This window comes from Microcoleus sp. C2D2 (assembly GCF_036702495.1).
Classification (GTDB): Bacteria; Cyanobacteriota; Cyanobacteriia; order Cyanobacteriales; family Microcoleaceae; genus Microcoleus.
In genome coordinates this window covers 76,783-100,197 of record NZ_JAUBTO010000013.1, presented here as the reverse complement: position 1 = coordinate 100,197, position 23,415 = coordinate 76,783, and the positions used below count along the sequence as shown (strand labels likewise).

Genomic DNA, 23,415 nt, shown 5'->3' with positions numbered 1-23,415 from the left:
CAAGAATTATTTTTTCTTGTGGGATGGGCATCTTGCCCGTCCCATCAATTGAGGAAAAGGACTTTTGCAAGAGGTCTTGTAATTAACGGTAAATGATCCGAACCGACATTGCGGCCAGTATTAATTTTTAAAACATCAATTTCTTTGCTGAGTAGAAACTGCTCGATCGGAATATAACCACAAGTTACACTAGACCTTTTGCAAAAGTCTATAGTTATATGTGTTTTAGACACTTTGCATTAGGGCTTTTGTATTCACGAACATAAGGAGACTTAGCAGTGACTTATTCCTTTAGAGAGTCCCATAACTCAAGCACCTCCGACCACAGCTAGAGAAAAGAGTGCTTCTAGCTCTTTAGGATTATTTCTGTGACCTACTTGGATAGAGGCTTTTTGCATCTGTTCCTCCAATACTGTGAGGAGATACTACACGGCAGTTTCCTATACTTTTGGTGACCTTAAAGACATATTGGACAAAAAAACACGGTTTTCTTGTCTTCCGTGAGCTGTGACTGGTAAAATAACTATCAGAAGAAGGCAGTCCTGACTCTCTCCCCAGCCTATGTACGCCCTCAAGCTAGAACTCAAACTCAACAATTCTGAACGTACAATAATGGCGCGACACGCTGGTTACGCTCGGTTTTGCTACAACTTGGCCCGTACCCTTTACTTGGGCGTGATGGATATCAAAGTCAGCCGTACTCGAAAAATTGCCCTCATCAAAAAAACCTTCACAAACTTCATCAAAAAACAACCAGAATATCAATGGACTAACACTTTATCATCCCGCGTTTATCAAAATGCTTTCATTGCTTTCAATAGCGCCCTAGAACGTTTTTTTAACGGAGTCAGTGGCTTTCCTAATTTCAAACGCAAGAAATCCGGGGACTCGTTTACTGTAGACAGCAGCAATGGGCTAGTATTTCTGAGAGGTGGCAATCGGATAAAAATTCCCACAATGGGAACGTTTCGCCTGAAAGAAGCTATCCGGTACAACTGTTGCTCTCAAACATTTACCATCAGCCGCACTGCGGATAAATGGTACGTCAGTTTTACAATAAAAGCCGACAAAATCCCCCCTTTGTATCACTCAGTCTCCGAAACTACTGGCATAGATTTAGGAGTTTCCACCTTTGCCACCTTGAGTGACGGTACGGTATACCAACTGCCCTATTCCCTAAAAACAGCGAAAATCAAGCTAGGGAAACTACAGTACCGCAATCGAAACAAGCAATTAGGCAATAGAAAAATGGGCATTAAAGCCTCGAAAAACGCTCAGAAATTTTATCGCGAGCTTGCTAAACAACACGCCGATATTGCCAATAGACGGCGGGATTTCTTGCAGAAAACAACGACAGAAATCAGTCAGAAGTATGCTCACATCCGCATCGAAGATTTAAATGTTTCTGGGATGGTGGCAAATCACAAACTGGCTTCTTCAATTGTAGACTCAGGATTTTATGAATTCCGACGCTTTCTCACTTATAAATCTCCCATTTACGGCACTGTTGTCGAAGTTGTAGATAGATGGTATCCCTCATCTAAAACTTGCTCAAGTTGCGGTCACGTTCAACCGATGTAGATAGATGGTATCCCTCATCTAAAACTTGCTCAAGTTGCGGTCACGTTCAACCGATGTCGCTTCAAGCGCGAGTGTTTGTTTGTGAGGCGTGTGGTAATAATTGTAATCGAGACTTGAATGCTGCGATTAATTTAGCATCAGTCCCAAAAGATCGAGTAAGGATGGCTAGTCCTGAATTAACGCCTGACCAGTAGAAGGAGCCGACTCCCGAAGCAGACACAGGAAATAAGTTTTAAGTGTCCGAGATGTCAGTCTTGTCCGCTTTATGTCAATCTTATGTAGCAGTAAGTCCTAGTTATTTCTTAAAGGAGACATTTATGGGTATCACGAGACGCGATTTGTTAAAAGTAACTTCTGCTTCGGGTTTGGTTGCAGCAGGGCTGGCTGCTTCCGAAGGGTTTTTCAAACCTTTGTTAGCTCAAGATGAACCGACCCAAGTATACGCTGAAAGTGCAGTTGCCCAAGGTCAAACTCAAAGCGGCGAGATGAGTTACAGGACGCTGGGACGCACGGGAGAGCGAGTGTCTGCGATCGGCTTAGGGGGACACCATATCGGACGCATTCGAGAGGAGGAAGAAAGTATTAAGCTCATCCGCAGTGCGATCGACCGCGGCATCAATTTTATGGACAACTCCTGGGATTATCACAACGGGCGCAGCCACCGATGGATGGGGCAAGCGCTCAAGGATGGCTATCGCCAAAAGGTCTTCCTGATGACAAAGATCGACGGTCGCACCAAAACCGCTGCTATGATGCAGATTGATGAGTCACTGAAGGCGTTGCAGACCGATCGCATCGACCTGATGCAGCATCACGAAATTATTCGGATGGAAGACCCCGATCGCATCTTTGCCCCCGGTGGGGCAATGGAGGCTGTGGTGGAAGCGCAGAAAGCGGGCAAGATTCGCTACATCGGGTTTACAGGACACAAAGACCCTTTAGTTCACCTGCGAGTGCTGGAAATTGCCGCTCAAAACAATTTCCGTTTCGACGCGGTACAAATGCCGCTGAACGTGATGGATGCTCATTTTAGAAGTTTTGAGCAACAAGTTCTGCCCGTGTTGGTAAAGAACCAAATCGGTGTGTTGGGGATGAAATCTATGGGCGACCCCTACGTGCTTAGAAGTAATACAGTAAGTCCGATCGAATGTCTCCACTATGCGATGAATCTGCCTACTTCAGTTGTGATTACTGGCATTGATAGCATGCAGCTACTCGATCAAGCGTTTGAGGCCGCTCGCACCTTTAAGCCGATGGATCGAGCACAAGTTGCGGCGATGCTGACTCGCACGCGCGCAGCGGCCGCAAAAGGGCAATACGAACCGTATAAAACTACCAACCAATTTGACAGTACCGCAATGAACCCATCCTGGCTAGGATAATTGTTAGAAAATATCGAATCCTGGCTTCAAAGGACTAAATCTGTAATTAACGGCAAATGATCCGAACCGACATTGCGGCCAGTACGAATCTTCAAAACACCAATTTCTTTGCTGACTAGAAAGTGATCGATCGGAATATAAGCCAGCGGCAGAAAAGTCGGCCAAGTCGGTAAAATGCCAAAGCCCGATCGCGCATTTCGCAGTTTTGCGGTTTTTACCATATTTTTGTAGAACGGCGACCACATTGTGGTATTGAAATCCCCAACCACAATCAGCGGATTTTTTACTTGGGCCGCATACTCGCCGATGGCTGCTAGCTGTTTATTGCGACCGATAAAACTCTGCTGTTTTATCGGTACAGTCGGATGAACAAGAATCAGAGAAATGATTTTACCTTGAAATTTCACATCCACCAACAAGCTCTTTCTTCGCTTTGAAAAGGCTTTAACAGAAGCATTTTCTAAAGGCAGCTTGCTGTATATTGCACTGCCAAATTCATCCGATTCTTGCTGCTGGGAATAGTAAGGAAACATCTCGCTTAAAACCGATAACTCTTTTGCCCAAGATGTGCTGACTTCGACAAAAACCGCTATATCGGGTTGTTCTGCTTTAACCAGCGAGATCACATCAGAATATCGTCGGTTACCCGTTAAAACATTTGAATGCAAAATCCGCAAATGTTGCCCAGGACTTGCTCCTGCAAATGCTGGCGCTGGAAAATACCAAGGAACAATTTCCGCCAAATTAATGATAATGCAAAATGCGCTCACCAGCAACCATCTTTTTTTTGAGCGCACCAGAGCGAAGAATATAAAAGTAGAGAAACCCACCAGCAGATATTGTAGCTTAAAATGAGAACTCAATTCAAAAAAAAGGTTGAATTTTCCCAAATAACCGACTATTGAAAATAGGGCATTTACCGTGGCTGCGATAATAAACCCTTTTAAAATTACGTGCTTCCAGCGAATGTTTTTGTTGGGGATGCTGTGCATCACCGCCCATTTGAGCTTGATTTTAAGGTCGTTGGTAATCGGCAATTTATCAATTTCTATTACCAGTTGTTCTGGCGGTTCCAACTCTCGCCGCTTTTGATAAAATCTCACCAGCCAGCTATCTACCACCAAATAACTAAAATAATTGGCAACAAATCCTACAAATATTAACACACCTAAACCGATCGGCATACCAAAGGGGCCGCCTACTTTGACCAAACCCGACCAAACGGCTGCATCACCTGTTTTACCTGTAGCTACTATGGCTATAAATAGCATGAAAGCAGGCAATCCGATCGTGATTGTGTTTCTGATGAGATAGTCCATTATACAATTTTAGATTTTAGATTTTAGATTGGGAATGAATCATGCAGTTTTTAGGGCAATGCACACCCCACCTATTGACTTAAGAGCGACTTTACAAAATCGGGATACTCCTTAAATTTCATAAATTTCTAAGGGTAAGTTGTCGGGATCTCTGAAAAATGTAAAGCGTTTTTCGGTAATTTCGTCAAGGCGAATTTTTTCTACTTCTACTTGTTGGGATTTTAAGTAAGCAACTGATGCTTCTATGTCCTCAACTGCAAAAGCTAAATGCCGCAAACCGCAAGCTTCAGGACTGTTAACTCTTTCAGGAGGATGGGGAAATGAGAAAAGCTCTATGGTGTCGCCGTTTCCGACTCGCAAATCTAGTTTGTAAGAATTCCTCTCGCTTCGGAAAGTTTCTTTGATAATGAAACATCCCAATACTTCTACATAAAATTTCTTCGATGCTTCGTAATCCGAGCAAATAATCGCCACATGATGTATTGCTTTTATTTTCATATTAAAAAAGTTAGTTAGTTAGTTGCGTTTTTCTGAGATGTTGCACCATTCTCAATCAGCTTTTTATCAACAGGGAAGATGCCTGTTCCACAAAGAGTGAATTTTTTTGTGGAACAGGCATCTTCCCTGTTAAGCGAGAAAAGTTAGTTCGTTGCGTTTTTCTGAGATGTTGCACCATTCTCAATAAGCTTTTTATGAACAGGCAAGATGCCTGTTCCACAAAGAGTGAATTTTTTTGTGGAACAGGCATCTTGCCTGTTCTTGAGAATGGTGCAAGATGTGAGGTTTTTCCAAAAGCACAGCACGCTATTGACAATTATATTTGACGATCGCAGACTCCGCCACCAACCCTGCTAAATTCAGGGCGATCGACCTGAATTTTCCCCCGCCCAAATCTTAATCTGAAAATTTTCTGCAAAAAAAGCACCCTACTTTGATAAAATGAGAGTTTTGCAGTCAATCACCCAATTTGCATCTCAGGAAACAAGCACTATGGCCCGTATGTATTACGACACCGACGCGAACCTAGACCTCTTAGCCAACAAAACGATTGCTATCATCGGCTACGGTTCCCAAGGACACGCCCACGCCCTCAACCTCAAAGACAGCGGCATGAATGTCGTTGTCGGTTTGTATCCCGGTAGCAAATCTGCCGCCAAAGCAACCGACGCGGGTTTAACAGTTCACCCGGTAGACAAAGCAGCCGCCGCCGCTGACTTCATCATGATTTTATTGCCCGATGAAGTTCAAAAAACCGTTTACAAACAAGAAATCGAACCGAACCTTTCAGAAGGAAATGTTTTAGCATTTGCTCACGGTTTTAACATTCACTTCGGCCAAGTTGTTCCCCCTGCCAATGTAGACGTAGTAATGGTTGCCCCCAAAGGCCCCGGACACTTGGTGCGGCGGACTTACGAACAAGGAGAAGGCGTTCCGAGTTTGTTTGCAGTATATCAAGATGCTTCCGGTCAAGCGCGCGATCGGGCAATGGCCTATGCTAAAGGTATCGGCGGCACCAGAGCGGGCATCCTTGAAACCACTTTCCGCGAAGAAACAGAAACGGATCTTTTTGGCGAACAAGTAGTTTTGTGCGGCGGTTTGAGCGCATTAATTAAAGCTGGATTTGAAACTTTAGTTGACGCGGGATATCAACCGGAATTAGCTTATTTTGAATGTTTGCACGAAGTTAAACTTATCGTTGACTTAGTAGTAGAAGGAGGCCTCGCCAAAATGCGCGACAGCATCTCCAATACCGCAGAATACGGCGATTTAACTCGCGGCCCCCGCATCGTCACGGATCAAACCCGCGCCGAAATGCGCAAAATTCTCAGCGAAATTCAATCCGGCCAATTTGCCCGCGAATTCGTTCTGGAAAACCAAGCCGGCAAACCCGGCTTTACCTCCATGCGCCGTCAGGAAGCTGAACATCCTATTGAAGAAGTTGGTAAAGATTTGCGAGCTATGTTTAGCTGGTTGAAAAAGCACGCTTAATCAATTTTAGATTTTAGATTTTAGATTTTAGATTTTAGATGCGAGGACAAATCTACAGCGTATTCCAGGTTTATGAAGTAGGGACACGGGGATAGATAGATAGGCTGGTATCGTTCATAAACGCGGAATCTGCTGTAAAACAGTCCTGGACGCAGAACCTCTATCTGTAGGGTGCGCGCGGAGCACCTTACCGCTTGGAGGAAAATCTAAAATCTGAAGTTTAATCGATTACAGATTAGAGATTGGATAAAAAATCTCTAATCTAAAATCCCAAATCTAAAATCGTACTGTTGGGTTAAGCTTCGCGAAACCCAACCTACAAGAAAATGGCTAGGTATTGTTAGAGAAACCGGGTTTCTCGCTGGCAGCTCAAAACTATCGACTGGGACTAGGACTTTTTTCCAATTTCTCAATTTGCCGTTGCCTTTGCTCGTTGTTATCTCTCGGCCTCAGCCACTTGGGCCACAACCCGACGAAGAACTTTCGACTTGCCACGCTAGTATCTCTTACAGGTTTGGGCAGAAAAGTTAAAGTGTCACCGTAAAGGGTAAACAGCGCTATAAACAGAATCAACAGCGGGATAAGATTTTTTTTAGGCATCGCAGTTTGGGAGTAGAGTTTGTGAATGCGCTTTGTTATATTTTGCCCTTGCACGGACAAAATATATCAGCAACGGCTCAAGAATAAAAATAGGCCCCTGGGCGAAGTGGACGGGCATACAAAAGGCAAGGCTGCTAGTCGTAATATCGTTTCCGCTGACATCGCAATCATAATTTTCCGAGTGCAGTGGGATTGTCCCGCTTGGCTGCGCCCTCTCAGGAGCGATCGTCCGGCTCGCACTCAAGTATAATTCTGATGTTACCTTATTTGATATTACTACAAGTCTCAATCATTAGTTATTAGCTAATGGCTAATGACTAATGACTGTTGACTGTTGACTGTTGACTGTTGACTGTTGACTGTTGACTAATGACTAATGACTAATGACTAATGACTAATGACTAATGACTAATGACTAATGACTAATGACTAATGACTAATGATTAATGACTAATGACTAATGACTAATGACTAATGACTACTTATGCCCTTGAATAAAAGTTTGCATGATTGCATTAGTTTCCGGGGTAATTTCTGTTACCAGCCGCACCGGAATTGCATGGGTAGAAGCAAATTGCGCGTATTCGGGCGTTAGAAAGACTGCATATGTGTCAGCTTCAGCAGTCAGTTGAGCGGCCGTAGCCAAACTTACAGCTTTAATATAATTGCGTATGCTAACAGCTTTGTCGCCGACAAGTTCATCGCCGGCAATTACTGTGCTAGGCCTGCGAACTTTGCCTAAAGTTGTACTGGGATCTTTGACGCTTAAGTGCGTTCCTCCTACAAAACCGACTAGCCATTTAGGAGAGGGAATTTTTAGAAAGCCGGCAATTTGTTCGACTAAGGCGGGAGTTGTTTTGTCTGCAGAAGATGCTACTATTAAGGTGGGAATTTGAATTGCACTCAAACCAGTTTCTCCAAATAATAATGATGTAAGAGGATTCATGGCGATCGCCCTTTTAATCCTCGCATCCCGCAATTGATACCGTTCTGCAGGCAATCCGGCCGCCGCGCACTGAATGCCTTCGCCCAAGCTGAACCCAATCAACTCCCCCTGACACCTGTGTTTGAGTCGGCTCAATTGCAGTTCGGCGCCGGCTAAGGACAAGGCTGTGGCGCCGCCGAAGGAATAGCCAATTACTATCGATCGGTCGATCGCCATTTTCCCCTGCAAATTATCATCAGTTTGGTTCAATTTTGTCAGTTCGTCGAGCACAAAACTGATGTCTTTGGGACGGTCTAAAAACTCTTGAGGAGCTAGCAAGGCAGACTTACCCGCGATCGCAGCATTGGTGTTCGTTTCATTGCTTCCGGGATGTTCTAAAGCAGCTACCACATAGCCGTAAGACGCCAAATGCTCGGCTAAATAGCGCAAATCCGTGCGTACAGAACCCAAACCGTGAGAAAAGACAATTATCGGTTTGTCGGCTGTCGCAGCTCTCGACCAGTACACATCAACCGGAATGCGCCGATTGCGAGCGCTATCGTTCAAATCTAGCGCCCGTACCCGCACGGAATTACGGCCTGGTCGGGTTGGATCGAAAGGCAGGTTCAGGGCGGGTTTAACCGCTGCTAACTGAGGTGCGATCGCCGCCATAAAACGCTGAGTTTGCCAAAAACTTACGTTCAAATTTCCCAAAACCGAGAAAGCTCGAGGCAGATCCACCACTACCCGCGAGCTCGGATAAGCTTCAATGAAACTCAATACCGATAAGCCGGAGGGCGCGTTCGCTCCCTGCAGCAGAGCAGATCGCAGCGCTTCCACACCGGCACCGTCGCGCCTGGGTATGACTGTACTCAAATCCGTCAGGATCGCAGTCCCGATGGCCGTATTTAGCAAGTTGGTGAGGGCGACTACATTTAGGGGAATTTTTGCTTGCAGTGCTCGAACGATTTGACTGCGCTGTTCGGAGGAAAGGAGATTGGCGTAAGCTTGCAGTTTTTGGGGAACTTTTCCTGTTTCTGCGAGTTCACGTAAATCTGCAACTGATATTGACAATTCTAAAATACATTTTCGGACAACAACAACCGTTTCAGCAGGTTTTACAGGGGATGTCACAGCACTGAAAGTGTCGGTAGCGATCGAGCCCAAAACACTCGCCACCGAAGAAAACCATCTGAAAGTTGGTCTGATGCTCATTTTTACCGAAAAATTGGGTTTAAAGCCCCGTCCTTCTAAGACGGCTTTCTCTTTAAATACTATAGCTTAAGAAGCGATGCAACGTTTTTTAAGCTATAGTAAATAGAGGAGGTGATGCAAGTGTTTAGTCTGACATACGAATACAAACTCAAACCCACATCAGCGCAAGTTGCCCAATTTGAAGACTGGCTCGAACAATGTCGGCGCGTCTACAACTATGCATTAGCCGAGCGCAAGGATTGGTTTAAATCTCGTAGCTGTCAGATAAATGCTTGTTCTATCGAGTCCGAATACATCATTCCAGCAGAAACCAAACGCCCTACTTATGCCAGTCAATGCCAGACATTAACAGCCTATAGGAAAACTTCTGACAACCTACAGCGAGTGCAATCTCAAGTTCTACAACAGACGCTTCGTCGGTTAGAACAAGCATTCGTCAGTATGTGGGAGCAAGGACATGGTTTCCCTCGATTCAAGAAGAGTGGAACCCTGCGCTCTTTCGTTTTTCCTCAAGTTGGGATAGATGCCGTAAGAGATGGCGCTATCAAGCTACCTGTAATTGGGTGGCTCAATTTCCGCCAATCGCGTTCTATTCCTGATGGCGCAAAGCTAAAACAGGTTCGGATAGTCAGACGTGCTAGCGGATGGTTTGCCATGTTGACATTGCAGTGGGATGTATCCGTTCCAGATGTTATGCCACATGGCGAAGCGCTTGGAGTAGATGTTGGAATCAGTCACTTTGCTGCGGTTTCTAACGGTAAGTTGTTCCCCAATCCCAGACCTTTCAAGAAGCTCGAACGCAAGCTTAGATTACTGCAACAGAGAGTATCAAGAAAAGTTAAGGGGTCGAATAACCGCAAGAAAGCGCAAGTTAAAGTCAGCAAACTGTACGAACGAATTGCAAATACTCGGAAAAACTACTACTGGCTCGTAGCCCACAATCTCTGCGATTGGGCGGGGATGATATTTGTGGAAGATTTGAAACTCAAAGGTATAGTGCGAGGCTTCTTAGGGAAGCACTGCTTAGACGCTGGATGGGGACAATTTTTTCAAGTATTAGAGCAGTGCTGTGGCAAACGCGGAGTGTTCTTTCTTAAGGTTGACAGCAAGAAAACCAGTCAGATATGTCCTAACTGCTTAGTCGAGACGGGCAAGAAGCAGCTCTCCGAGCGTATTCATTCGTGCCAACATTGCGGCTATAGGACGGATAGAGACGTTGCAGCCGCTCAAGTTGTTCTGATTCGAGGACTTGCAGCCGTGGGACACACGGTCAAGATGCTTTCTGAGGGTAAAGCGATTGCGCTCCCGGCGACGAAAGAATCCCCGTCCTTATAGGGCGGGGAATGTCAACTTATTGAACTAGAGAGACTAGATCGCCATATTCTCAAAATTGTCCTATATACTGAGAAATTATCTCGCTCGGGGTGCGAAAGGCTTTGCCTTTGGGTATATTTAATTGCCGATCGATAATGCTTCTATTGCCTACTTACAGTTAAATCTCGACTTTTAGAACTTATTAGCCATCATTGTCAAGCAAAAAAAACCATTTCGCTTAAGGCACTAAGCGGAATTGCGGTTGACATAGTATTTTGTGTTAACTAGAATAAGCAACTAAACCCTATCCTATCGTTTCCGCCGAAATCGGAATCATAATTTTTCGAGTGCAGTGCGATCGTCGGGCTCGCATCATATCATTTCCGCAGGCATGAGAAAAAATATACTTACCTCAGCTATCAGCATGATTTCAATGAATACCTTGACACTTCCCGGCTACAAAATCAGCGCCCCTATTTCCGACGGCTTGAATACCTGCGTTTACCGAGGCATTAGAGAATCAGACGAACAACCAGTCATCATCAAAATCCTCAAAGCCGAATTTCCCACCCTAGAAGAAATTACCCGCTTAAAAAACGAATATAAAATTACTCAGCATTTACACGTAGAAAGCATCGTCAAATCCTACAGCCTCGAAACATATCAAAACCGTATCGCCCTGATTTTAGAAGACTTTGGCGGCCAGTCCCTCAGCCAAATTCTCTCAAAAAGACTTAACTTAACAGCATTTTTAAACATTGGGGTTCAACTAACCTCAGCACTCAACTCACTGCATAGAAACTGCATTATCCACAAAGATATAAAACCATCCAATATTATCATCAACATTGAAACAGAAACTGTCAAAATTAACGACTTCAGCGTCGCTTCCCGGCTGAGTAAAGAAAACCCCCAAATTAACAGTGCTAACTTAGTTGAGGGTACAGTCGCCTATATGTCTCCCGAACAAACCGGGAGAATGAACCGCAGCTTAGATTATCGCAGCGATTTCTATTCCCTCGGCGTGACATTTTACGAAATGCTGACAGGCGAATTGCCGTTTAACAGCACCGATATTTTGGAGCTCGTGCACTGTCACATTGCTAAACATCCCGTGCCGCCTTGTAAATGCAGAAGAAATACAGAAAATAGCGATGAAATTCCCCAAGTCGTTTCTGATATTGTCATGAAGCTTTTGGCTAAAAATGCCGAAGATAGGTATCAGACGGCAGAAGGTATCAAGGCAGATTTAGAAAAGTGTTTGAATTCTTTGCAGACAACAGGGGAAATTGTTGCTTTTGTACCGGGACAGTGGGATCGATCGGGACAACTGTCAATACCTCAAAAACTCTACGGGCGAGAAGCTGAAGTCGATCGCCTACTCGCTGCTTTTGAACGAGTCAGCGGCATTGAGGAGGCGCCACCGCCAGAAAATGCGGAAAATCTAGCTGCTTGTTCCCAAAGCGAAATAGTGCTAGTTTCCGGTTATTCTGGGATTGGCAAAACCGCGGTTGTCAATGAAGTTCACAAGCCAATTGTCCGACAGCGCGGCTATTTTATCAATGGCAAATTTGACCAATTTAAGCGTAACATTCCTTATGCAGCTTTGATTCAAGCTTTCCAGTCATTAATCGGGCAGTTACTGACAGAAGGTGCCGAAAATTTCCAAGCTTGGCGGAAAAAATTAGCGGCGGCTTTGGGTGCAAACGGTGCAGTTATTGCTGAGGTGATTCCTGAAATTGAGCTAATTATTGGCAAACAGCCGCAAGTGCCGCAATTGGGACCTAGCGAATCTCAAAATCGCTTTAATCGAGTCTTTCAAAAGTTTATCGGTGTCTTCACCGATCGAGCACATCCGCTGGTCATTTTTTTAGATGATTTGCAGTGGGCTGATTCGGCATCACTGAATTTAATGCAATTGTTGGTTGGCGATTCGGAAAGTCGATACCTGCTTTTGATCGGTGCTTATCGGGATAATGAAGTTAATCCGACTCATCCGCTCATCCAGGCGATCGAGCAAATTGAAAAAACGGGCACTCCTGTTCATCATATCGTTTTGCAACCGTTGGATTTCGGCAATGTCTACGAATTACTCGCCGATACCCTCACCGTTAACGACAAGCTGAGATTGCTGGCTGAGTTAATCTTTCACAAAACAGGCGGGAATCCCTTTTTTATCACGCAACTGTTGCAAGCGCTTTATCAAGATAATCTGTTAAAATTTGAATTAAACAGCGGTTGTTGGCAGTGGAATTTAGAGGAAATTCAGGCGATCGGTATTACTGATAAAAGCGTCGTGGAACTGGTAGCCAGCCGCATCGAAAAACTGCCAGAAACCACGCAAGAGGTGTTAAAATTGGCGGCTTGTATTGGCGATACGTTTAACCTCGATGTCTTGTCAATTGTCAACGAACAATCCCACGCGCAAGCAGCTAGCGCACTCTGGGCGGCGCTGCAAACTGGATTGGTTCTCCCGTTGAGCAATGCTTACAAGATTCCGCTGGTGGGAGGCTGGGAATCGGACAATTTGCGATCGATCCTTTCTGCTTCCCAATCCAAGATTTCCTACAAATTCCTACACGACAGAGTGCAGCAAGCAGCTTATTCTCTGATTCCCGACGGCGAAAAGCAAGCAACTCACCTAAAAATCGGTCAACTGCTACTCAACAATACTCCCGCCTCTGAGATTGAAGAAAATGTCTTTGATATTGTCAACCAACTGAATGTCGGCGTTGAATTCCTCGCCGAAAAATCCGAAAAATATGAACTGGCAAAACTTAATCTGATCGCTGGGAAAAAAGCTAAAGCTTCCAATGCTTACGAAGCTGCTGCCAGATATTTGAATGTCGGTTTGGGACTCATCAACCCCCTTGGCGCGGGAAGTGTAGGGGGGTCCAGTTGGGAGACTGATTATGACTTGACGCTGAATCTTCACGTAGAAGCAGCGGAGGCGGAATATCTCAATACTAACTTTGGGCGATCGCAAGAATTAGCTGATGTCGTTTTGCAACAAGCGACAAACCTGCTCGACAAAGTTAAGGTTTACGAACTGCAAATCCAGTCTTATTTCTCTCAAAACCAGATAATTAAAGCCATCGATACTGGTTTAAAAGCTTTGGAAATATTAGAATTTACCCTATCGGAAATCCCCCCACAGGGTCTGGCTGCAATTAAGTTACCTCAGCTTGAGGAACTAGAAAACCTTCCCGTAATAACTGATGGCTATCAGTTAGCCATAATGCGGATACTCTCGGCTGTTCTTTCTGTTGTTATTGTGGCAAAACCAGAAATCTTGCCGCAGCTGATTTTCACAATGGTCAATTTTTCTATTGAACGCGGTCATTCAGCACTTGGGGCGATCGCCTATAGTTGGTACGCCTTGCTGCTGATAGGGATATTAGGAGAGATAGATGCGGGATATCATTCTGGACAGCTAGCTTTGAAGCTATTAGACGAATTCAAGGCTAAACAACTTAAAGGTAAAGTTAACCACCTATTTAACACTTTTGTCCGGCACTGGAAAGAACACGCTAGAGAAACAATTGCACCTTTTATAGAGGGTATTCAAACTAACCTCGAAACAGGAGATTTAGAATTTAGTAGTTATGCTGCTTTAAACAGTTGTTTTTCCTCATTTTTGATTGGAGAACCGCTAGAGATTCTCGAAATAAAGCAAGTAAAATACTTCAATTTAATACAGAATTTAAAACAAGAATATTCGCTGGAAATGCTGGGTATATGGGGGCAAATTGTTTTAAATTTACGAGGTAAAACCGCGAATCCATCTCAATTAATAGGTGAAATGTTTAATGAACAAGAAATGTTACCTCGGCTGCACAAAGCTAATAATGCTATGTCAATTTTTAATGTTTATTTAGCTAAAATGATGCTTTTTTACTTGTTTAAAAAGCCAGAAGAATCAGTGGCTAATGCATCTTTAGCAGCAGAATATTCACAAGCAGCAATTGGCTTCATTATGATCGGTACGCACAATTTTTACTATTCGCTGGCACTCCTGGCTGTGTATCCAACTGCTGACACTGGAGAACAAGAAAAACACTTGATGCAGGTAGCAGCGAATCAGGAAAAAATGCAAAACTGGGCGCACCACGCCCCCATGAACTATCAGCACAAGTACGACCTAGTAGAAGCAGAAAAAGCGCGAGTTTTAGGTAAATATTGGGAAGCATCAGATTATTATGACAAAGCTATTCGAGGAGCCAAAGCACAGGAATACATCCAAGAACAAGCACTCGCAAACGAACTTGCAGCGGAGTTTTATTTGTCTTGCAACAAAGACAAAATCGCTCAAGTCTATCTCACAGAATGTTACTACGGTTACATCGCCTGGGGAGCGATCGCGAAAGTCAAAGACTTAGAAGCCAGATATCCCCAATTAGTCGCCCAAACCCTCAACCGAGAAACCAAAACCGAGGATTTAAATGTCGCCGCGACGACAACAAGCACTAACAGCGATTTTAACAATGCTTTAGATATCGGCACATTCATCAAAGCATCTCAAGCTATTACCAGCGAAATAGTCCTGGATAAATTGCTCGCCCGTTTAATCAAAATTTTGTTAGAAAATGCCGCCGCTCAAAAAGCAGTGCTGATGCTCTACAAAGATGGCAATCTTTTTATACAAGCTACTTGCACGGCAGAGGGAAATCAAGCCGAGGTCTTGCAATCTATTCCGGTTAAAATTAGTCAAGATTTGCCAGTAGCGATTGTCAACTATGTTGCCAGAACTCAAAAAGATTTGGTTTTAAACAATGCAGCCTCAGACGGCTTGTTTACCGAAGATCCGTATATTTCTAGCTATAAGCCTAAGTCAATTATTTGCAATCCAGTCATTTATCAGGGCAAACTCACAGGCATTCTTTACCTGGAAAACAACTTAGCCGTGGCTGCATTTTCTCCCGCAAGATTGGAAGTTTTAAAGTTGCTCACTTCTAAAGTTGCTATCGCCCTCGAAAATGCCAGACTCTACGCGCAAGAACAAGAAAAGTCGCAGCAACTCGAACAATCTTTGCAGAAATTGCAGCAAACCCAAGCTCAACTGGTGCAAACGGAAAAAATTTCAACTTTGGGGCTGTTGGTAGCAGGAGTTGCTCACGAAATCAATAACCCCGTTGGCTTTATTGCCGGCAATCTCCACCACGCTAATGCTTATGTCAAAGACTTGATTTCCCTTGTCAATCTTTACCAGCAGCATTATCCGCATCCAATGCCGGAAATTGCAGAAGCAGCAGAGGAAATTCAACTCGATTATCTAACCGAAGATTTGCCGAAAATGCTGGGTTCCATGCAGCTAGGAACCGATCGCATCCGCGGTATAATGCAATCATTGTGCAACTTCTCGCGAATTGACGGCATCGACAAAAAATCCGCCGACATTCACGCAGGCATCGACAGCACGTTGATGATTTTGCAGCACCGCTTGAAAGCAAAACCGAAACGTCCAGCAATTCAAGTGATTAAAGAATACGGCGATTTGCCTTTGGTTAAGTGTTACAGCGGGCAACTCAATCAGGTGTTTATGAACTTGCTGGGAAATGCGATCGACGCTTTGGATGAGTCAAATGGCGATCGCACTTATGCTGAGATAGAACGCCATCCTAATATTATCCGCATTTCCACCGAAGTGAAACAAGAAGGAACAGGTGAAAAAACCGATTCTTTTGCGGTGATTCGGATTAAAGATAATGGGGCTGGGATAGCTGAAGCAACGCGGTGTAAATTGTTCGATCCGTTTTTTACAACCAAACCAGAGGGGAAAGGTACGGGATTGGGACTATCGATTAGCTATCAAATTGTTGCCGAAAAACACGGTGGGGCGATCGAGTGTTTTTCCGAACCGGGAAAAGGTGCGGAATTTGTCCTAGCAATTCCGTTGAATTAGAATTATAGCCTTTATCAGTAACATGAGGTGCTCTCGCGGGCATTGGGCATAGGGCATTGGGCATTGGGCATTGGGCATAGGGCATTGGGCATTGGGCATTGGGCATTGGGCATAGGGCATTGGGCATAGGGCATAGGGCATAGGGCATTGGGCATAGGGCATAGGGCATAGGGCATTGGGCATAGGGCATGGGGCATGGGGCATAGGCATAGGACTCGTCCCCATACCTCACGACGCTTGAGAACCGCTATAAATATTAACCGCAGATGAATGGAGATTCATAACATCCTCTGCGGTTAAAATATTCATCAAGATATAGGAAAATAAACAACAAGCATCGAAATATTTGGGTGAGTCCGGGCGATCGCTTCCGGTTCTTTGAGAGTTCCCGGTTGTTCCCACACATTCTGTGGCTGAGAAATTGTGGTTAAAATCAGCAAATCGTGTTCTAACAACTGCTGCGAAACTAGCTTGATAAAATTTCCCCGCACCCGATTTACTGGTATCTCAGAAAGAATTTCCACCTCCAACGCACTTTTGTTGCTTTTTTCCCGTTGTGTAGCCACCAACACGACTTGCAAAGTCGCCTTGAGTTCCTCGGCCAAACTCTTAGCAATATCCACCGTTTCCTGAAATCCAAACCGAGTCAACTCGCTGTCAGTTATCGCCAAAATAACTCTGGCTGTATTCTGGATAGGATCGGGAAATCTAGCAATCAGTACCGGTACGGGCGATCGTCTTACCACATTGTCAATGATGCTGCCAAAAAAATTCTCGCGAGTCGTGGAAAATCCCTTCCAACCGCAAACTATTAAACTAGCCTCGCGTTCGGTTGCACTGCGCAGAATTCCGCGATCGATCGCATCATCTATCCTCGCGATCGGTTCAACCGCACAAGCAGCAGCATGGGCGACTGTTTCCGCAGCAGCCAAAAGTTGAGTTTGCTGCATTTTCTCTGCGGGCGAAATTGCTTCCCCGCGATCGGACAAAATATGCAGGGGCAGCAAAGTTCCCTGAGATGTTTTGGCTAAAATCAAAGCCAAACGCAGCAAATTATCTTCCGTATTCGGATTAGCAACAGGCACTAAAACTCGGTCTCCCCATGAATTCTTTCCCGAACTAGCAGTCGGCAAACTCGACTCCGGCTGCTGCATTTGTTGACCCCACCGAGATACAATCCAAGGAGAAGCCACACAAGTTACTAAAATCATGGCAATGATGCCGTTCACCGTTACGCGATCGACCAATTTAATGTCAAAAGCAACCGTAATCGCAGCCAAAGTAGAAGCAGCTTGAGCACCTGAAAGACCGAACATTACCATAATGCTTGGAAACTCAAAACGAAATAATTTCCCCGGTATCCAAGCTGCCAAAAACTTGCTCACCACCTCTGCTAAAATCATCACCGCCGCTACCAACAAAGACTGCGGCTGCTTTACCAAAATCAGCGGGTCAATTAACATCCCCACAGAAATCAGAAAAAACGGGACAAACAGCGTATTGCCAATAAACTCAATCCGATTCATCAGGGGACTCATTTTGGGAATAATTTGAGTAATGGCAATTCCAGATAAAAAAGCACCAATAATTGCCTCAATTTCAATGAGCTCTGCTGCGTAAGAAACTAGAAACAGGGTAGCCAATACAAATATAAATTCGGCATTTTCGTCATGTCCGAATTTCTTAAAAAACCAGCGACCGATTTTGGGAACTCCCCACAAAGTACCAAAAGTGTAGATAGCAAGAGATGGAATGAGAAACAGCCAAAACTCGAGAGTAAGATTTCCTTTGAAAGCTTTGACAACAATTGCCAGCACCAACAGCCCCAACACATTTGTAATTAAAGTCCCCCCCAAAGTCGTAGTAATCGTCTGAGTTCGCATCAAGCCCAATTTGCTGAGAATTGGCAGGGCTAAAAGTGTGTGCGTAGCGAAACAAGAAGCGACTAAAATTGCTGCCAGCCAGCTATATCCCAACAGCAGCATCGCTGCCGTCCCCAATATCATCGGCAGCGAAAAAGTAGCCAGTCCAAATATGACAGCTTTGTCGGCATTGAGTTTGAGGTCGTCGAGGCTAGTTTCCAGTCCCGCTAGGAACATTAAAAACAGCAATCCTACTGTACCTAACAAAACAATAGTAGCGTCCCGTTGCAGCAAATTGAGACCGTTGGGCCCGACAATTACGCCAGCAATAATTAGACCGACTATTCCCGGCAGTCGCAAGCGCTCAAATAACAGCGGCGCGAGTAGCATGATTGCTAAAAGAACTAGAAAAACGGGAACGGGAGCGGTAATCGGGCCGGAAGTTAACATAAATTTCACCCTACATATTGGCAGCGAGCTGCTACCATATTTAAAATAAAATAATCAAAATATATATCAATCTAAAGAGGTATTATCAATAATTTACAGCCTAATTCTTAATAATAAGCAGGACTGGGCGGTAGAAACCCTGTTTCGCGGTCAAATATTGGTTTGATGACGAGAATTTTATGAAAAAAGCCGGGTTTCTAGTTCCCGGCGCACAAGTTTTGATTTGGAATAATACCCAGAAAAAAGGGAAACGTGCTTTTATCCCTTGCTGTTGTCTATTTAAAATCTAAAACCGGGAAAGGTTTCGCTGCTTCCATCTGCGCTGCTAAAGCAATTAAAGTTGCTTCCGCAGCCGGCCGCCCGATAATTTGAATTCCCACGGGCAAACCGTTGTTATCTAAAATGGCAGGAAGTGCGATCGCAGGCAAACCGCTAGCATTAAACGGCGGACAAGGAGCAATCCAATTAATAATCCGCTGCAAAGTTTCTTCACAACTCAAATCCGCCCACTCCCCAACCCGGATTGGCGAGTGCAGATAAGTCGGCAAAACTAACACATCAAATTTTTCAAAGAATCCCACAATCCGCCGTGAAATAACCTGCATTTGATTTACCGCCCGCAAATATTCCCCAGCCGAAATAGTTCTTTCTAACAGCCAGCGATTCATTGGTTCCAAAGCAGGGCCTGGAATGCCGCTTGCCGCCGCCCCAGACTGCCAAATAGCGGTAAACGGTTCGATTAAACCCGTAAAATCCGGGCATCCAGGTTCGACATCGTGACCCAAATCAGTCAATAATTTTACGGTTTCGAGTACCGCTTGTTGGCAGATATCATCCGCCTCGCCCACGGGGGGAATATCGGTAGAAAAAGCGATTCGCAGTTTGCCCAGCTTTTGACGGGAAGCTTCTAGAAACGTCGGATTTGAATCTGAGATCCAGTACGGATCGCCTGTGGTGTAGCCTGAAATCACGTCCAAAAGTGCGGCGGCGTCAGCTACAGTGCGCGCGAGTGGGCCGTTTGCAGAAATGCCGCTGAGGTGATCTCCGACAGGTGCCCAGGAAACTCGCCCCCGCGAGGGTTTAATGCCCACTAAACCGCAGCAGGAAGCTGGGCCTCGAATCGAACCGCCGCCGTCTGAACCTTGGGCGATCGCGCACAAACCCGCTGCTACAGCGGCCGCTGAGCCTCCGCTGGAACCTCCGGCCGTATAGTCTAAATTCCAGGGATTGCGCGCCGGTGGGAAACCTTCTGGTTCGGTGTAAGGTAATGAGCCAATTTGAGAGGTGGCTGTTTTGCCCAGAATGTTAAATCCCGCTGCTTCGATCCGCCATACCACTGACTCGCTGTAGCTAGATATGTTACCCAGCAAAGCCTGAGTGCCGTAGGTACAGGGAACGCCGGCAACTGGTGTCAAGTCTTTAATCCCGATGGGCACTCCGAAAAAAGGTGGCAATTCCTGTGACTTGTTTAACCCGGCTAGTTGCTCGGTTTGAGATGAGGCCAGGTCGATCGCCCGATCGGCCGTTACTGTAAAATAACTGCCAAGCTCAGGGTTTAATCGATCGATCCGTTCCAAGTACAGATTGACAATTTCTAAAGGCGACACTTCCCTGGCGCGAATCGACTCCGCCAACTGCAGAGCTGGAGTAAAAGCCCGATCGACACAATTCATCGGTTTAAGTCCTTAATAGTTGGCTCAAGTATCAATTTATATTGCTTGCTTGCCCAAAAAAATCTTTTCCTTTAAAAAAATATCTCAACAAAATGTGGAAAATCCATATTTAATCATATAGAAAGAGCGATCGCATCCTCCAATTGGCAGAATATTTGCTTAGTAGTGCAGCAGTGTGACTCAATCTTGGGATAGACTGAGTAGAACAGTTAAGCTTTTGTGCAAGACACGCACAATGGCGATCGGCATTGTCCAACTTCCACAAATTCTCTGTTCGAGTCAGCCTTCTCACCAACTTAAGGTAGCGCATATGACACAACAGCATCCGTCAGCACGTCGCCCGCCCGTACCCGGAGCTCCCCCACCGCCAGGAATGCCCCGCCCTCCAGCTCCAGGGATGCCCCCCAGAGCAGCAGGAATGCCGCCAGCACCGCCGCCGGCACCAGCACCAGCACCGCCGCCGGCGCCAGCACCAGCACCGCCGCCGGCACCAGCGCCCCAATCCTTCGCCACACCTAAAGACCCGAAAGCCAGCAACGGCAACATTCCGAGTTTGAAAGAGCTAGTCCTGCGAGCCAAAGAAGAAGGAGTATCCGACCTTCACCTGGGAGTAAACGAATTCCCTCGCTTCCGCACGCGGGGCGAGATTGCCGACATCGGCTATCCACAGTCGGATTTAGATACGTTTTTTGGCTGGTTGCGCGAGTGCATGAGCGATGAAGAAATTGAAATTTTCCAAAAAACCCTAGACTTTGACGGTGCTTTCGACTTCGGGTTCGTCCGCATTCGGATCAGTTGCATGGACTCTTTGGCCGGGCCGGCGATGGTGCTGCGACTAATTCCTGCCAAAATAATGACAATGGAGGAATTGAAACTGCCGGAGGTGTTTAAGAAAATATGCGGCTACCACAAAGGGCTGATTTTGGTGACCGGCCCGACAGGTTCGGGTAAGTCTACCACCTTGGCCGCGATGATCGACTACATCAATAAGAATAAAGCCTACAACATCATCACGATCGAAGACCCGGTAGAATTCGTACATGAAAGCAAAAAATCCTTGATCAAGCACCGGGAAGTCGGTAGGCACACCCTCAAGTTTATGAGCGCTCTCAAAGGCGCTCTGCGACAAGACCCGGATATGCTGCTAGTAGGAGAAATTCGGGACAGAGAGACGGTGGAAATCGCCCTCAAAGCCTCTCAAACCGGTCACTTAGTGGCAGGAACCCTGCACACCAACAGTGCGATTAAAACCCTGAACCGGATTCTGGATATGTTCGGGGCGGAAGAACAGGAGGCTATACGGGTTTCAATTTCCGAATCCCTAGTGGCGATTATTGCTCAACTGCTGTGCAAAACCACAGACGGGAAGCGGGCTGCTTTCCACGACGTTTTGATCAATACTGACGTGGTTAAGGAATACATTCTGAAGGGCCAGAATGAGGAAATCAATCAAATCATGATCAAAGATACTTATGAAGGCATGACGACGATGAATAAGTCGCTCTACGGTCTTTATCAAGAAGGTCGGATTACTGAAGAACTTTGTGTAGAGAACTCGCCGTTCCCGAACGAAATGGCTCAGATGCTCCGAGGTCGAGTCTAAAGGTCGAGTGTTAACAGTTAACTGTTAACAGTTAACTGTTAACAGTTAAGTTTTATCAAAGGAGTTGGGTCTAAAACTCCGTCCTTTTAGGACGGCTTTAATTTATTCCTAAAACTTCTGGCAATTCCAGTAATCGTGGTATACTGCAATAGTCGAGGTTAAACTCGCAATGCCCTCGTGAAACGGGACATGAGACACACTTTTAGGCATAAACCGGGGGGCAAAGAGCGGCGAAAACTCTTTAAACAGCTAGAGGCTTAACACAGTCTCAAAACCAGAAAAACAAACTATTCTAGTCTTGTTAAGTAGGGTGGGGCACACCCAAACTCGCTTGTCAGTATCCTAGTAAGCTTTTGGAGATAGACCCTAGGAGGGTGGCTGCTTTCTCAGGCTCGTTAATTGGTGGAATCCCCACGGTTAAAAGGTTTGAGTATTGCCTTTCATGACGTAACACTTAAAGGTCAGTCGCTGAATTAAGAATCCCCTCGCCTTTAGGCCCGGGAGTGTCAAGGGTGTAGTGAATTGAAAGTCGATCGCCCAATTTTGCCGGAATTTTTCAAAGGCATTGCGCTGTTTACACCAGGGGGAGACTTAATCTATTGCATAGACCCCCGCAAGCAAACTCGGTGGCACTTGCAGTTGTGCGTAGCTCTACAGGAGATCCTCGGTTTGTCGGAACCGCCGCATTTTCTGATACCTTGCTATACCGCAACCGTTGACTCGTGGCTCGATTCAGGCGATCGGCAGGTGCGGGTTGTTGCCGAGGCATACCCCCCGGTGCTGCGACATCAAACGCTGCTGAATGCCATTTTTGGGACTGGCGACTTAGTGTGGCACCCCCTCCGCGAAGAAATGTGCGAACCGATGGCGATCGCTACTTATCACCAACAATTCCCCGAACTTTGGGAAAATCACGACTTAGTTGTAAAGTATGCCAGCTCGGAAGCTCGATCGGACTGGTCTAGTTCCCCGATAGTACCTCCCTCGTACTTGCCACAATCGCACCACACGGAAGTTCCCAAACCAACAGCACTCACCCCACCGCCACAAACTCAAGGGTACGTTTTGCGTCTGTTTGTTTCCGGCAGCAACCCCAGCACCGAACGCACCCTCGAAACTTTACACCAGTTCTTAGAGCAATGGCTCGATCGTCCCTACACATTAAAAGTAATTGATGTTTTGAAACATCCCGAACAAGCTGAGGCAGATCAGATTTCAGCAACTCCTACTTTGATTAAAATCTGGCCGAAACCCGTGCGACGAATTGTCGGCGAATTGAACGATGATGAAAAAATAATGCGGCTGCTGACCTATTCGGAATTTTAGATTGGGGCGATGATTTTTGCGATTATTTAAGACGGGCGATCGCAAGTTGAGTAGCCCTGGAATTAAAAACATCTAGCAATTGGGTCCTGGAGGCAAAAAGTGGTTTGATGCTCTACTTATAGCCGTCAGGTGTTCTTGGGCCGTCCACCATAAATAATTAGGTTCTGCGTCCAGTACCCAATTGCTGCTGAGACACTGCACTCGCGGCAAATAATTAGGTTAACTTACTTTGGTTGAAAATTGCGGTAAGGTGCGCCGAAGAGCACCCTACGTT

Annotated in this window: 14 protein-coding genes; 9 read left to right on the top strand and 5 right to left on the bottom strand. The window is 45.6% G+C overall.

The window, feature by feature from the left end; genetic code table 11:
• Positions 1 to 561: 561 nt before the first annotated feature.
• The 3 genes from QUB61_RS07345 to QUB61_RS07335 all read left to right on the top strand — a co-directional run bounded on the left by QUB61_RS07345 (position 562) and on the right by QUB61_RS07335 (position 2,963).
• Complete coding sequence (locus QUB61_RS07345; protein WP_333131189.1) at positions 562 to 1,581, top strand: transposase; 1,020 nt, start codon at positions 562 to 564, stop codon at positions 1,579 to 1,581.
• Positions 1,582 to 1,634: 53 nt separating this feature from the next.
• Positions 1,635 to 1,775 carry a zinc ribbon domain-containing protein gene (locus tag QUB61_RS07340; protein ID WP_333131187.1) on the top strand — a complete coding sequence of 47 codons (141 nt, stop codon included), beginning with the start codon at positions 1,635 to 1,637 and terminating at the stop codon, positions 1,773 to 1,775.
• Positions 1,776 to 1,898: 123 nt separating this feature from the next.
• Entirely contained in the window at positions 1,899 to 2,963 is a 1,065-nt protein-coding gene (locus tag QUB61_RS07335) for an aldo/keto reductase (RefSeq protein ID WP_333131185.1), read from the top strand.
• 26 nt (positions 2,964 to 2,989) lie between these two features.
• Here QUB61_RS07335 and QUB61_RS07330 read toward each other — a convergent pair whose 3' ends face one another.
• Positions 2,990 to 4,282, bottom strand: a complete 1,293-nt coding sequence (locus QUB61_RS07330) for an endonuclease/exonuclease/phosphatase family protein (protein ID WP_333131182.1) — start codon at positions 4,280 to 4,282, stop codon at positions 2,990 to 2,992.
• 111 nt (positions 4,283 to 4,393) lie between these two features.
• A complete protein-coding gene (gene gloA2 / locus QUB61_RS07325) occupies positions 4,394 to 4,780 on the bottom strand; it encodes an SMU1112c/YaeR family gloxylase I-like metalloprotein (protein ID WP_333131180.1) in 387 nt (128 codons plus the stop codon).
• A gap of 207 nt (positions 4,781 to 4,987) precedes the next feature.
• Here gloA2 and QUB61_RS07320 point away from each other — a divergent pair, with 207 nt between their 5' ends.
• A complete protein-coding gene (locus tag QUB61_RS07320; RefSeq protein ID WP_333131178.1) occupies positions 4,988 to 5,137 on the top strand; it encodes a hypothetical protein in 150 nt (49 codons plus the stop codon).
• An 84-nt stretch (positions 5,138 to 5,221) separates the two neighbouring features.
• Positions 5,222 to 6,271: a ketol-acid reductoisomerase gene (gene ilvC / locus QUB61_RS07315; protein WP_333131176.1), complete on the top strand. Its 1,050-nt coding sequence runs from the start codon at positions 5,222 to 5,224 to the stop codon at positions 6,269 to 6,271.
• A gap of 1,078 nt (positions 6,272 to 7,349) precedes the next feature.
• Here the strand turns inward: ilvC and QUB61_RS07310 are convergent.
• Complete coding sequence (locus QUB61_RS07310; RefSeq protein ID WP_333131174.1) at positions 7,350 to 9,011, bottom strand: alpha/beta hydrolase; 1,662 nt, start codon at positions 9,009 to 9,011, stop codon at positions 7,350 to 7,352.
• 120 nt (positions 9,012 to 9,131) lie between these two features.
• Here QUB61_RS07310 and QUB61_RS07305 point away from each other — a divergent pair, with 120 nt between their 5' ends.
• Together QUB61_RS07305 and QUB61_RS07300 are read left to right on the top strand one after the other, a co-directional pair.
• On the top strand, positions 9,132 to 10,346 hold the full coding sequence (locus tag QUB61_RS07305; RefSeq protein ID WP_333131172.1) for a transposase: 1,215 nt from the start codon (positions 9,132 to 9,134) through the stop codon (positions 10,344 to 10,346).
• 412 nt (positions 10,347 to 10,758) lie between these two features.
• On the top strand, positions 10,759 to 16,227 hold the full coding sequence (locus tag QUB61_RS07300) for a protein kinase domain-containing protein (protein WP_333131170.1): 5,469 nt from the start codon (positions 10,759 to 10,761) through the stop codon (positions 16,225 to 16,227).
• Positions 16,228 to 16,535: 308 nt separating this feature from the next.
• Here QUB61_RS07300 and QUB61_RS07295 read toward each other — a convergent pair whose 3' ends face one another.
• Together QUB61_RS07295 and QUB61_RS07290 are read right to left on the bottom strand one after the other, a co-directional pair.
• Positions 16,536 to 18,539 (bottom strand): cation:proton antiporter domain-containing protein, encoded by a 2,004-nt coding sequence (locus QUB61_RS07295; protein ID WP_333131168.1) that lies wholly within the window; start codon positions 18,537 to 18,539, stop codon positions 16,536 to 16,538.
• Between the two features lie 275 nt (positions 18,540 to 18,814).
• Positions 18,815 to 20,212 carry an amidase gene (locus tag QUB61_RS07290; RefSeq protein WP_333131166.1) on the bottom strand — a complete coding sequence of 466 codons (1,398 nt, stop codon included), beginning with the start codon at positions 20,210 to 20,212 and terminating at the stop codon, positions 18,815 to 18,817.
• A gap of 310 nt (positions 20,213 to 20,522) precedes the next feature.
• Between QUB61_RS07290 and QUB61_RS07285 the strand changes: the two genes are divergently transcribed.
• Positions 20,523 to 21,815, top strand: coding sequence for a type IV pilus twitching motility protein PilT (locus tag QUB61_RS07285; protein WP_333131199.1), 1,293 nt, complete (start codon positions 20,523 to 20,525; stop codon positions 21,813 to 21,815).
• A 522-nt stretch (positions 21,816 to 22,337) separates the two neighbouring features.
• The gene (locus tag QUB61_RS07280; protein WP_333131164.1) at positions 22,338 to 23,141 is read left to right on the top strand and encodes a circadian clock KaiB family protein; all 804 of its coding nucleotides are present in this window, start codon (positions 22,338 to 22,340) and stop codon (positions 23,139 to 23,141) included.
• Positions 23,142 to 23,415: the final 274 nt, after the last annotated feature.